This is a genomic window from Novosphingobium sp. BW1 (assembly GCF_008107685.1).
Classification (GTDB): Bacteria; Pseudomonadota; Alphaproteobacteria; order Sphingomonadales; family Sphingomonadaceae; genus Novosphingobium.
Genome location: NZ_VIRF01000038.1, coordinates 1 through 12,186, shown reverse-complemented (window position 1 = coordinate 12,186; position 12,186 = coordinate 1). Strand labels below are relative to the sequence as shown.

The window sequence follows — 12,186 nt, the reverse complement described above, 5'->3', positions numbered from 1 at the left end:
TGATATTTGTGCAAGCTCCCCAGCCGTTGTCGCGGCGACCTATTCACTGGCCCTTAATCCGTCCACATCCTATAGCCTCGGCAATGACCACTATTTCGCGCGCCGCCAGTTCGCTCGCCTGTCTTGCCTTTCTCCTGCAGGTCCCGGTTTCGCCTGCCGTGGCGCAAGAGGCGCCGACCGCGCCTCCCAATGCCCCGGCTCCGGCCGCGCCTGCGCCGGTCCTGCAGACGAACGAGGAGGACCCCTGGCTCTACCGCGGCAGCAACATCCCGCACGACAAGGCCTGGCACTTCGGCGAGATGGACAATGGCCTGCGCTATGCGGTGCGCAAGAACGGCGTGCCGCCCGGACAGGTTTCGATCCGGGTGCGGGTCGATGCCGGTTCGCTTTATGAGACCGACGCCGAGCGCGGCTATGCGCATCTTCTGGAGCACATGCTTTTCCGCCAGTCGAAGTACATTCCCTCGGGCCAGGCGATCGCGGCCTTCCAGCGGCTGGGCGCGACCTTCGGGACCGACACCAACGCGGTGACCTCGGCCACGCAGACCGTCTTCAAGCTCGACCTGCCCAACGCGACGCCGACCTCGCTCGACGAGACCTTCAAGCTGATGTCCGGGATGGTCACCGCGCCCACGCTCTCGGCCGACAACCTCGCGCAGGATCGTCCCATCGTACTTGCCGAAATGCGCGAGCGCGGCGGCGCGGCGTTGCGCGTCCAGAACGCGATGCAGGAGACGCTCTACAAGGGCCAGCCGCTGGCCGAGCGCCAGCCCATCGGAACGCTGGAAAGCCTCAACGCCGCGACGCAGGAGAGCGTGCGCGCCTTCTACAGGCGCTGGTACCGCCCCGACAACGTCACTGTGATCGTGGCGGGCGATGCCGATCCCGCAATGCTCGAAAGCTACGTGCGCAAATGGTTCGGCGACTGGCAGGCCAAGGGCGCGAAGGCGCAGGCGCCGAGCTTTGGCGAACCTGCCGCGCCCAAGGGCTTTGCTGGCAACAACCGTGAACTGGCGCCGGTGGGTGAAACCCGCGTGCTGGTCGAGCCCGACCTGCCGCCTTCGCTGCTGGTGGCGACGCTGCGGCCCTGGAACCAGGTCGTCGACAACATCCCCTACAACCAGGGGCTGATGACCGACGCGATTGCCCAGGCGATCATCAACCGGCGCCTCGAAACCCGCGCGCGCGCCGGCGGCAGCTTCCTCTCGGCCTCGGTCAACACCGACAAGATCTCGCGCAGCGCCGATGTCACCTTTATGTCGGTCACGCCGCTGGGCGATGACTGGAAGGAGGCGCTCGAGGACGTGCGCGGCGTGATTGCCGATGCCATGACCCGCGCGCCCACGCAGGAGGAGATCGACCGTGAGGTGGCCGAGCTCGACGTCGCCTTCCAGGTCCCGGTCGAGCAGGAGCGCATCCTGCCCGGATCCCAGCTCGCTGATGATCTGGTCAACGCGCTCGACATTCGTGAGACGGTGGCCTCCCCCAAGGACGTGCTGCGCATCTTCCGCGAATCGCGCCATCTTTTTACCCCGCAGGCCGTGCTCGACCACACCCGCGGCCTGTTTGCAGGCACCGTGACGCGCGCGCTCTTCACCACGCAGGAAGAGGGCAAGATCACCGCGACGGCGCTTCGCGAGGCGCTGATCGCGCCGGTCGAGCCCGACGCTACCGCGCGCCGGGTCGCCAACGCCGAGCCGGTCTCGTTCGACACGCTGCCCGCCATCGGCACCCCGGCCGTCCCTGTCGCCGACCAGCCCACCGGCCTGCTCGACATCGAGGAGTTGACCTTCGCCAATGGCGTGAAGGCGCTGCTCTGGCCGGTGGCCGAGGAGCCGGGCCGCGTGGTTGCCAAGGTGCGTTTCGGAGGCGGCACGCGCTCGATCGCGCCCGAGGACGCGCCCTACCTGACGCTGGGTGAATACGCGCTGGTCGGCTCGGGTCTGGCCACGCTGGGGCTCGACGATCTCGACGTGATCTCGACGGGCCGCAAGATGGGCTTCGAGTTCACCGTCGATGACGCGGCTTTCCAGCTCAAGGCGGAAACCCGCCCGCAGGACCTGGAGGACCAGCTCTACCTGTTCGCGGCCAAGCTCGACCTGCCGCGCTGGGACGAGAACCCGCTGCGCCGCGCCAAGGCCGCAGCCAAGATCCAGTATGACACCTTCGCCACCTCGCCGCAGGGTATCCTCAGTCGGGACCTCGCCTACTACCAGCACGGCAAGGACGCGCGTTTTGCCACGCCCACGCCCTCCGAGATCGACGCGGCGACGCCCGAGGGCTTCAAGCGCGTGTGGTCCAAGGCGCTCGCCGAAGGGCCGGTGGAAGTGCAGATCTACGGCGACTTCGACAAGGCGGCCGCGGTTGCCGCTCTGGAGAAGACCTTTGGCGCGCTCAAGCCGCGCAAGGACGCGCGCAGCACCGGCACCGCGCCCGAGATCGCGGTCTCCAGGGCCAGCACTACGCCTGTCGTGCTGCACCACCACGGCGATCCCGACCAGGCCGCCGCGGTGCTGTCCTGGCCGACCGGCGGGGGCATGCTGGGGATTCGCGAATCGCGCCAGCTGGAGATTCTCACCCAGCTCTTCACCAACCGTCTGATTGATGCCGTGCGCGAGAAGCTGGGCGTCGCCTATTCGCCCTATGTATATTCGAGCTGGCCGGTCGACCTGCAGGCGGGCGGGGCGATCACGGCCGTCGCGCAGGTCGATCCCAAGTCGGTCGACGTGTTCTACCAGACCGCCGAGGAGATCGCGCAGGACCTCATCGCCAACCCCCCGTCCGCCGATGAACTGGCCCGCGTGACCGAACCGTTGCGCCAGCAGGTGACGCGCGCGGCGTCCAGTACCTCGTTCTTCATGAACCAGCTGGAGGGCGCGAGCCGCGATCCCTCGCGCTTTGGTTCGGTGCGCTCGGTGCTGGTCGACTTTACCCAGACCACACCGGCCGAGATGCAGGCGCTCGCCGCCAAGTATCTGGGAGAAGGCAATTCGTGGCGCCTCGAGGTGATCCCCGAAGAAGGCGCGAGCGGCAAGGTCGCCGCCAGGTAACCCCAGCCGCAATGGCGGGAGAGGGATATGCAAAAACCTCTTCCGCGCAACCGATTAGCGGTTTTGGCCAAAGCTTCTTTGCAAAAATTGCGGGCAGAGGCTATGGGGCCCGCCTTGCCGAGGCTTCGTGCAAGGTATCCGGGCGCCGCTGGCGTCCGGGCAGGAGCGGTCCGGGAGAGGGCCGAATTTCAGGAGTGAACGACGTGGCGAGCAATTGGACCCCGGACGGCTGGAAGGCGCAGGAAGCGCGCCACCTTCCGGTATATGGCGACGAGACAAAGCTGAACGAGGTCGAGGCGACCCTGGCCAAGTTTCCGCCGCTGGTCTTTGCAGGCGAAGCGCGCGAGCTGAAGAAAGACCTTGCCGAAGTGGCCGAGGGACGCGGTTTTCTGCTCCAGGGCGGGGACTGCGCGGAGAGCTTCGCCGAATTCCACCCCGACAACATCCGCGACACCTTCCGCGTCCTGCTGCAGATGGCGGTCGTGCTGACGTTCGCCAGCAAGCAGCCGGTGGTGAAAGTCGGGCGCATGGCCGGCCAGTTCGCCAAGCCGCGCTCCTCGCCGACAGAGATGGTCGATGGCGTCGAGATGCCCAGCTACTTCGGGGACATCATCAACGGCATCGAGGGCAACGCCGAGGCGCGCCGCAACGATCCGGAACGCATGGTCCAGGCCTATGGCCAGTCGGCCGCGACGCTGAACCTGCTGCGCGCCTTCGCGACCGGCGGCTACGCGAACCTCAGCCAGGTCCATAAGTGGACGATGGAGCACATCGACCGCAGCCCCTGGGGTGAGAAGTTCGCCGAGATGGCCGACCGCATCGGCGAGGCGCTCGATTTCATGTCGGCCTGCGGCGTCGATCCCACGACCGTCCCGCAGCTGCAGGGCACCCAGTTCTACACCAGCCACGAGGCGCTGCTGCTCCCCTACGAGCAGGCGCTCACCCGCCGCGATTCGCTGACCGGCGGCTGGTACGACTGCTCCGCGCACATGCTGTGGATCGGGGACCGCACCCGCTTTGAAGGCTCGGCCCACGTCGAGTTCCTGCGCGGCGTGGAAAACCCCATCGGCATGAAGTGCGGTCCGAGCCTTGAGCCCGACGCGCTCCTCAAGATGCTCGACACGCTCAACCCCAATCGCGAGCCGGGCCGCATGACCCTCATTAGCCGCTTCGGCCATGAGAAGGTCGAGGCAGGCCTGCCCAAGCTGGTGCGCGCGGTGAAGGCCGAAGGCCACCCGGTGGTGTGGTCGTGCGATCCCATGCACGGCAACGTCATCAAGACCGATTCGGGCCTCAAGACCCGCCCCTACGACCGCATCCTCTCCGAAGTGCGCGGTTTCTTCGCGGTCCACCGCGCGGAAGGCACGCATGCAGGCGGTATCCATGTCGAGATGACCGGCCAGGACGTGACCGAATGCACGGGCGGTGCCATCGCCATCACCGACGAGCGGCTGGGCGATCGCTACCATACGCACTGCGATCCCCGCCTCAACGGCGCGCAGTCGATCGAACTGGCCTTCGAGATGGCGGACCTGCTCAACCTCGAAGCCAACGCGCAGCACCAGGCCGCGGCCTGATTCACGCGCCAGTCCGCTGAAGACACCAAAGGGCAGGGACCGCAAAGGCGCGGTGCCTGCCCTTCGTGTGTGCAGGGGCCGGGCGGGGAAGGACGGGGCCAGGCCCCGTGATCCTGATTTTTGGAAGCAGGGCGCGGGCAGAACAAGGATAATCCGGGGGCGATCGCCCTCGGGTTTTCCAAACCGGGCGACCTCACCTTGCACGCACCATGTGGCTTGTGAGAGGTGAGGTGGCCAATCGGAGGGCAAGGGGAGATGGCCCCTTGGATACTCTTTTTCGCTATTGCCCCACGCGCAGCGTGGCGGTGTCGAGCGCGGCAAGGCGTTCGGGGTTGCCCCGTGTGGCCATGCGCATCTCCATCAGCGCGTCGCGGTCCGCGTGGGCGCGGGCAAGCGAGGTCACGCGGCAGTCGCGCATCAGCGCCATGTCCTGCAATTCGCGCAGGTCCGGCGCGCCGCACACGCTCTTCACCGCGCGTACGAGCCGCGTATCCAGCGCGTCACGCCCGCTGGGGCTGTCGAGATCGAGGTCGCTGTAGCGCACGGCGATGGTCGGTCGGTCCTCCCACACGTGCTTTTGCACGACCACTTCGTTGTTGGACGCCGAGGCGGCGCTTCCCAGCAGCACGCAACCGAGCGTGCAGGCGGCGATGGTAAGCCTGATCATGGTGCTTCTCCTCTACGGTGCGCGGCCCGTTGGGAGCCGCGCGGGGACGCAGGTAGAGGCATTGCGGACAGCGTGTCCGCTCCGGGCAATCGGCCCGTTTCGCGTTCGGATTTCAGGCGTGGGGGACGGGCTGCGTCACTGGGCAGCAAACTCTCACGAAGGGCGTTGCGTGTCGGTGTGTGCCTGGTCGTCAATCAGGCGCCGAGTCGGCGATCGGGATGTCTGGCGGGATGCCAAGGCATCGGGAAGTTCGTCCGGTTTATCGCAACTTATGATTGCGGCGACCTCTTCCTGCGGTAATTTTGGATTATACGCTCGTTGCGCTGTAAAACAAAGTGTTTCGTTAGGTGCCGGTGCAGACAGCTCTCAGGACGCGACGAAGCGCGGCCTGCGTCCCGGCGTTTACGTGGGTCTGCGTAGCGAACGGGCGTGGGAAAGGTGCGGCTGACGGTATGGGAAGCCTGAGGGCGATGACCCTCGAATTCATGTGTTCGTCTTATTCCGGTAGCCGCCCGGTCAGCCCCCGCAGCGGCTGTAGTACCCCTGGCGGCAGGCGCGCACATCGCGTTCCCAGGCGGCGCGGTCGGCCTCGTAGTCCTGCCGGGCGCGGGCGTAGCGGCTGCGGTCGTCCTCGTAGGCGCGCCTATCCTCTTCGTAGGCGCGGGCGCTGTAGTCCTCGTAGACGCGGCGGTCGGCCTCTGCGGCGCGCCAGGCGTCCCAGCCTTGTGCGTAGTGGGCATCGCGGCGCGCAACGTAGGCGGCCTGTTCGCGGTTGAGCCGGCGGATTTCGGCGGCGTCGGCCTCGCGCGCGGCGCGTGAGCGCATCCTGGGGTCGCGCGGATCGTCTGCGAGCGCCGGCGCGCTGGTGACGGCGATGGCCAGCGCGGCGAGCGCGGTGGCGCGTGTGATAACCCTCATCGTATACCCCTGAAGTCCCAGTATGTCCCTTGGGGATTTGCTAGGCGGGACGAGCACACGATTGCAAAGGACTTGCGACGAAGCGAGCCGCCATCCAGCGCAGTTCCGGAACGGCTGGCCGTAGGGCGCACCTACACAGTAAATTGTCCCGCAATATCAAGTTCCAGCCCCGCCGTTACGGCCTTTGTCATCTTAAATTCTTTGACACAACTTCGCTTGGGCCCGCATTTTCAACGCCTGTCGAGCCGTCGGGAGGCATGGTCATGAACATTGTCGAGCTGCAATCGGCCGTGGGCGCCAAGCCCGACGGGATCTGGGGCCCCAAGTCGCGCGCGGCGCTGTTGAACGCTTTCACCAATACCCAGGCCCCCGCTGTTACCGACGAGGAAGAGGTCGGACTGGCCGCGCGCCTGCATGTCAGCGTGAAACAGCTCCGCGCGGTGGCGCAGGTGGAATCCTCGGGCGGTGGGTTCGATCGACTGGGGCGACCCAAGATCCTCTACGAGCGGCACAAGTTTCACAAGTACACCGGCGGGCGCTGGTCGGTCGCGACTTTCAGCAACCCGCGCTACGGCGGTTACAGCGAAAGCAGCTGGGACAAGCTGGCAGGTGCAATCGTGACCGGCGATGTTGATGCCGCGTTCATGGCCTGCTCCTGGGGCAAGTTCCAGGTGCTGGGGCAGTGGTGGGACGAGTTTGGCTTTGCCAGCCCCTTTGCCTTCGCCTTCAGTACGGTAGCCTCCGAACTCAAGCACTATGAACTTCTTGCCCATTATGTCGAATACAACGAACTGAACGACGAAATGGCCGCGCTCTCCACCGACCCGGAGGACTGCCGCGCCTTCGCGCGCGCCTACAACGGCGGCGCCTACGCCCGGCTGGGTTACCACACCAAGCTGGCCGCCGCGATGGCGTGAAGGCGGACCTTTCCCTGGGCCTCCCCGAACTGGCGACCTCACCGTTCCCGCGCCGCTTGGCGTGTGAAAGGCAACGGTGCCGATTTTGGGGGCAAGGGGCGATGACGCCCTGACAAGGGCTTCGCGTTTTTGCGGGAAGCCGTTGGACTGCTGGACAGTCTCATGTTGCCGTTCTGCCCCTCCTCAAAATAACCTTGCTCAGGTTTCGGGGTGGGCCTCGATCCGATGGAGACATGCGATGCTGCGTATATCCGTTCTTACTCTCGCCATGGCCGGCGTGGCCGGGCTTTCGACTCCGGCGCTTGCCGCAGAGGCGCAAGGCTCCAACGCGAAGATGCTGCGCGAGGTCGCCCGCTGCAACGCGTCGGCCTCCGCCGAGGACCAGCTCACCTGCCGCACCATCGAGCGCGAGGTGCTCTCGACCCGGTCCGCACTGACCTGCGGAACCGCCGTGCAGTGGCAGGCCTATGCCCACCACGAGCAGCGCCAGCGGGCGCTGCTGGCCGAAGCCTCGGGCCTGCGCCGCGCGAACTGAGCGCCCTTTCGGGCCCGATTATTCCGACATTCCAGAGCGCCCATCGGCGTGTCCGCCCGCACTCTATATAGGTTCTTTGGATTTGTCGTTGCGACAGAAAGCCGGAATTTCCCGAGTTAGTCAGGAATTCTGCGGTCAGGACAAAGCATCGCATTGTGCAAGGCCCTGCTTCACACCCGTCTCAACGAGTCGCTGGACTTCCTGCGTTGTAACGCCGCGCGCGCATTGAAGATGCTTCTGGCGTTCCCATTCGAGCCATGCACCAAGCGCGGCAATGACTTCCCTCTCATCGGCAATCCGCAGATTGTCGGATTTGATTGAGAGCGTTCCGGTGCCGATGCCCGCCCCTCGAATGACCGGCGAAATCTCGTCCACGTCGAGCTTCTTGAGCACCTGGACGTTGCGTCCCTCGCGCTGCTGGTGATCGGCATCGAGCACGGCATAGCCGTAGCTCCACTCCTGCACCGGCTTGCCCTTGGCGAGGTCGAACTTAAGCGTTTCGTGCCAGTCCTTGCCCGCCTGGGTGTTGAGGTTGAGATAGAGATCCGCAACGGCCCAGCCGTTCTCCTCGTAAATCCAGGCCTTGCCCAGCGGCATCGCCTTGCGATTGTGCGCGGGCAGGATTTGGCACCACTGGCCGCCGCCTTGCCCCCAGGAGAACGCGCCAGGCGCGTAAGTGTCGCCATCGCTGTCCACGGCGGAGAGCTGCGCGATGCGGGCGCGGCCACTGCCCGCATCATTCATCCTTTCGATTGTCAGCGACTTCACGTTCATTGGCCTGTTCCTCGAAATTGGACGCGTATGCTACCTAGGCAGTGATGCCTTCCAGCACCACGAAGCTTGCGGGACGGCGCACCATGAAGTCGACGCGGGTCAAGCCGACGAATTCCAGGAGAAGGTTGTCGGCGTAGGACTGAAGGCGAAGGGCTTCCACCGTCGCCTCCATGCGGACGCCTAGAACCAGCTCGCGGAAGTCGCCCATGATCGCGAGGCTTTCATCCGTACCCGTGCCGAGATCGTTCGGGATGCTGTTCGTCGGACGGAAAGCCATGCGGTCCAGTGAATTCGGACGCATCAGCGGCTGATTGTCGGTCGCCGTGAGGTTTTCGAGCGAGCCCCAGGTGCGCGGGGACATGATTGCATTCCGCTCAGCGATTTCCAGCGGGACGTTGTTTTCGAGCAGCTTCTGGACCCCGTTGACGAGAGGCGAGAAGCTGCTCGGGGTCCCGATGGCACTGACCGAATTGATCCCGCTCGTCTTGACGATGCCAGTCGGCTGGTTGGCAACGCCGGTTCCGATCAAGCCGACTCGGTCGATCTCGTGGGCGAGAGCCTTGCCCATGACATTGAGCAATTGACTGCCGAAATCCGGTGAGTCTTGCGCGAGCTCGACCGTGGATTGCACGCGGACGCCCAAGGTCCTGGCAACAAGGTTGCGCAGCTCGAACGTAGGGTCGCCTGCGGCCAGTGCCGTGCTCTCAGCCCTCCAGGCGACCGGAGGATCGGACACCACGCGTGAACTCGTCACGGTCCGGTCGGTCATTGTCGCCGTCGTCATCCCCGCGGCTTCGAGGACCATGAAGGAGCGAAGGTTATCGATCCATTCGCCCTGGAAGGCCTGAGGCAGGAGAACACCCGTTGCGCCGCCCGAGCGGCTCTTCGCCTCGCGCGAGAATTCAAGGGCGGCCTTGTCCTCGCAGCGGTCGCCAAGCATCGTCGCGGCGAGCCACCGATCCAGGGGAACTTCGGGCTTGTCCTTGCTGGGCAAGGCATCGACCAGTTTCGCGCCCGCCTGGAGCTCGTAGACCTCGCCGTGCGCGCCGTGGTGGACCTTCACGCCGGGGGCATTGCTGGATGGAGCACTCTTTACAGAGGAGCTGAACGAATGCTGCGAGGCCTTCGCGCCAGGGTGGACAAATCGCCCCATGGGCTGATTATCGTCCTTCCCGGACAGATATTCGCCCAGGGACTGGTGGATCATTCCGAGGTTCTTATCAAAATCGTGAGACATGAGAGAGCTCCTTCAATTCACGGGAATTTGCGCCGCAGGCTCAATGCCTGGGCGCAGTAAGTTCCTCGTTCGCAGGCCAAAGGCCGCGCCGAGTAATCGAGATGAGGGTTTTGACGGTTTCCGCGTGGCCGAAGCTGCGCGCATAGACGTCAGCGAGGTGACTGATCGCCGACTCCAGGGTCTGGCGCGCGTCGGCTTCCGGAACGTCACCAGCGAGCCTTACCAGGGCTTGCGCGATCTGTTCACGAACCTTTGCGCGAAACTCGTCCGGAGATTGCGATGTTGATTGCTCGGCGCTGCTCATTCGAGCAGCCCTTCGTCACGCAGTTGGGATTTGATTCGGCGAACCGCTCGTTCGCTGATGTCCAGGCAAGAGGACAATTCCGCCTGCGATAGCTTTGTAGCATTCTCGTAGACGTATTGGCGGCGCAAGACATTGCGGGCGCTGGGAATATCGACCGTTCCGCCAAAGGGGAAGAACTCCCGGCAGATGGCCAGGGCATTCCTATGGCCGACCGTTTTGACGAGCCAATTTTGCTTAGATCTCTTGCTCTTTTCTTCGAGGCTGTCGCGAGTAGGAAACTTCAGTTTCCTTCCACCGTAGGAGGTCGCAACGCTTATCGCCGCTTCCCGGCCCGCAACCTCTTCGATCTCGGCAAGAACGCCGGGCAGTCTGAATGCTGTCGTTTCCATCCCTAAGTCCCGAAGTGGGCTGGAGGTGGAAGGAAATTTCCATCTCCAGCCCGGAGCGTCTCAAGCAAGGGGGCCCGACCCCATGCACTGACCTCATGTCAGCCCCGGAACTTTAGCAGCGTGGATTTTGCAGTCGCACCGGACGCGTGCCGATGTCTTGCAACATGGATTTTGCGGGGAAGGTTGCGCCTTACCACTTTCCTGATAGTAGGGCGCAACCTGTGAACTGTCTTTTGGTAGGATGTTTCGGGTTAGGCTCGGCTCGGGGTGGCCGCCTCGGGTCGAGCCGCTGCAAATCGCGCGTCAGACGTATTGACCTTGATTGTCTTCTTGTCTTCGCGGGTTCTCCGCATCTCATCGACGACGAGCCCAAGGAGAGATGCAAATTGGTCCGCGCTGACATGAGCGAGCCCATCATTCCTCTGTCCATTGGAAGCCTCAATGCAGAGACACCTAATCGCGTCGAGAGCATCGAGCGCAAGGTCCTGGGCCATGTCATCATTGAGGCTATGGGCTACCATGCTTGTACTTTCGGGCATCGAATTGAACATCCTTGTATCCTCTTCTCTTTCGGATTGACGTTGGATTAGGTTTCCTTGGGCCTGAGCAGGCCAAAATTTGGGCTTAAGAAGCCATAAGAACGCAGGTCCACCGTTCTTCCGGACTTAGGGGGCACTCTCCTTCTTTCGGCGCTCCCAGGCCTTGAGGGCACCAATCGCCTTGTGGGCCTTGCCGCCAGGCAGGAAGCGCCGCGCGGAAATGCCGAAGTGGCCGTCCAGCCAGCGGTTCAACGCCGTTTCGTCCGCGCCTTCGGTGTTCGCGGACCACAGGTCGCGGATCAGGGCAATTTGCGCCGGGCTGGCCATGCCCGCCCTGCCGTAAGTGCTGAACGATGCCTTGCGTTGATCGCTGACGAAACCGAGATAGCGAAAGCGGTCCATGACCTGGGCAAAGCCGTGATCGTCGAGCGCCTTTGCGCTGTCGGCTCCACCATATTCGAGCAAGATCGCGCGGTAGGCGGTTTCGTCCAGGCCGAGTGCCTTACGGGCGACCTGGATCAACTGGATACGCTTGGCGTTCATGGCTTGAAGCCTCCTGTGTCAGATCAGGGAACGGACGATTTCCGCTGACACCGGCTTGCCGTCTGCTTCGTCAATGATGTCGTCGAGGAAGTCACTCACTCGGCGGAAGCTGCGGACGGCGCGCGGTGTCGAGAAGTGCTTGACTATGGCGTCGATGGCTTCGGCATCACTGATGCCGCGAGCCTCGATAAACATCGCCATGTCCTGATTGGTCAGGTCCGAATAGTCGAAGCTTTCGATGAACCGGGCGCGATCAGCAACAGCGGCGGTCAAAACGCTCTGTCCCGCGCGATTGGCCTTCAGGGAAAATTCGTGGTTGCCGACAGAAGTGGCTCGGTTTGTCTGAACAGCCTTTGACGTTTGATAAGTGGATCGTCTGCGGTTTGGTTGTTCAAGCTGGCGCCTGCGGGGCGTCATGGAGGTCGGGCGTAGCCCGGCCGGAGTGACGCCCCGCAAGTCGCGGCCAATTCACGCTGCCACGGCCTGTGGCAGATTGTCAAAGTAGGTTTGATCGGGCGTACGTCCGCCGAGGCTCGAGTGAGGTCTCCGGGCGTTGTAGAAGCCCAGGTATCGGCCGATCGAACTGCGCGCTTCGCTGACGCATGCGTCGGCGTGCAGGTAGACTTCCTCGTACTTCACCGAGCGCCACAGCCGCTCGACCACGACATTGTCGCGCCAGGCGCCGCGGCCGTCCATGCTGATGGCGATACCCTCGCGCCGCAGCACGCCGGTGAAG

13 protein-coding genes are annotated in these 12,186 nt (G+C 64.1%); 4 read left to right on the top strand and 9 right to left on the bottom strand.

Annotated features, from left to right (window positions below):
* The first annotated feature begins 83 nt into the window (after positions 1–83).
* Both FMM79_RS01265 and FMM79_RS01260 read left to right on the top strand, forming a co-directional pair.
* Complete coding sequence (locus tag FMM79_RS01265) at positions 84–3,050, top strand: pitrilysin family protein (protein ID WP_148625429.1); 2,967 nt, start codon at positions 84–86, stop codon at positions 3,048–3,050.
* 203 nt (positions 3,051–3,253) lie between these two features.
* Positions 3,254–4,627, top strand: coding sequence for a class II 3-deoxy-7-phosphoheptulonate synthase (locus tag FMM79_RS01260; RefSeq protein WP_148625427.1), 1,374 nt, complete (start codon positions 3,254–3,256; stop codon positions 4,625–4,627).
* A gap of 280 nt (positions 4,628–4,907) precedes the next feature.
* Here the strand turns inward: FMM79_RS01260 and FMM79_RS01255 are convergent, their stop codons facing one another.
* Positions 4,908–5,294 (bottom strand): UrcA family protein, encoded by a 387-nt coding sequence (locus FMM79_RS01255; protein ID WP_148625425.1) that lies wholly within the window; start codon positions 5,292–5,294, stop codon positions 4,908–4,910.
* Between the two features lie 516 nt (positions 5,295–5,810).
* Positions 5,811–6,212, bottom strand: a complete 402-nt coding sequence (locus tag FMM79_RS01250; RefSeq protein WP_148625423.1) for a hypothetical protein — start codon at positions 6,210–6,212, stop codon at positions 5,811–5,813.
* Between the two features lie 263 nt (positions 6,213–6,475).
* On the opposite strand from FMM79_RS01250, the gene FMM79_RS01245 reads away from it, so the two are divergent.
* Positions 6,476–7,129, top strand: coding sequence for an N-acetylmuramidase domain-containing protein (locus FMM79_RS01245; protein WP_148625421.1), 654 nt, complete (start codon positions 6,476–6,478; stop codon positions 7,127–7,129).
* 238 nt (positions 7,130–7,367) lie between these two features.
* Complete coding sequence (locus tag FMM79_RS01240) at positions 7,368–7,664, top strand: hypothetical protein (protein ID WP_148625419.1); 297 nt, start codon at positions 7,368–7,370, stop codon at positions 7,662–7,664.
* Between the two features lie 135 nt (positions 7,665–7,799).
* Here FMM79_RS01240 and FMM79_RS01235 read toward each other — a convergent pair whose 3' ends face one another.
* The 7 genes from FMM79_RS01235 to FMM79_RS01195 form a co-directional block, all read right to left on the bottom strand.
* Positions 7,800–8,438 carry an HK97 family phage prohead protease gene (locus FMM79_RS01235; protein ID WP_148625417.1) on the bottom strand — a complete coding sequence of 213 codons (639 nt, stop codon included), beginning with the start codon at positions 8,436–8,438 and terminating at the stop codon, positions 7,800–7,802.
* A 34-nt stretch (positions 8,439–8,472) separates the two neighbouring features.
* A complete protein-coding gene (locus tag FMM79_RS01230; RefSeq protein ID WP_153269304.1) occupies positions 8,473–9,675 on the bottom strand; it encodes a phage major capsid protein in 1,203 nt (400 codons plus the stop codon).
* Positions 9,676–9,715: 40 nt separating this feature from the next.
* Positions 9,716–9,979, bottom strand: a complete 264-nt coding sequence (locus FMM79_RS01220; protein WP_148625412.1) for a hypothetical protein — start codon at positions 9,977–9,979, stop codon at positions 9,716–9,718.
* A complete protein-coding gene (locus tag FMM79_RS01215) occupies positions 9,976–10,368 on the bottom strand; it encodes a hypothetical protein (protein WP_148625410.1) in 393 nt (130 codons plus the stop codon). Before FMM79_RS01215 ends, FMM79_RS01220 begins: the two co-directional genes overlap by 4 nt.
* Positions 10,369–11,033: 665 nt before the next feature.
* On the bottom strand, positions 11,034–11,450 hold the full coding sequence (locus tag FMM79_RS01205; RefSeq protein ID WP_148625407.1) for a regulatory protein GemA: 417 nt from the start codon (positions 11,448–11,450) through the stop codon (positions 11,034–11,036).
* An 18-nt stretch (positions 11,451–11,468) separates the two neighbouring features.
* Positions 11,469–11,723: a hypothetical protein gene (locus FMM79_RS21340; protein WP_162528412.1), complete on the bottom strand. Its 255-nt coding sequence runs from the start codon at positions 11,721–11,723 to the stop codon at positions 11,469–11,471.
* Positions 11,724–11,918: 195 nt separating this feature from the next.
* Positions 11,919–12,186 (bottom strand): integrase core domain-containing protein (locus FMM79_RS01195; RefSeq protein WP_148625073.1); only part of this gene is annotated, 268 nt, incomplete at its 5' end.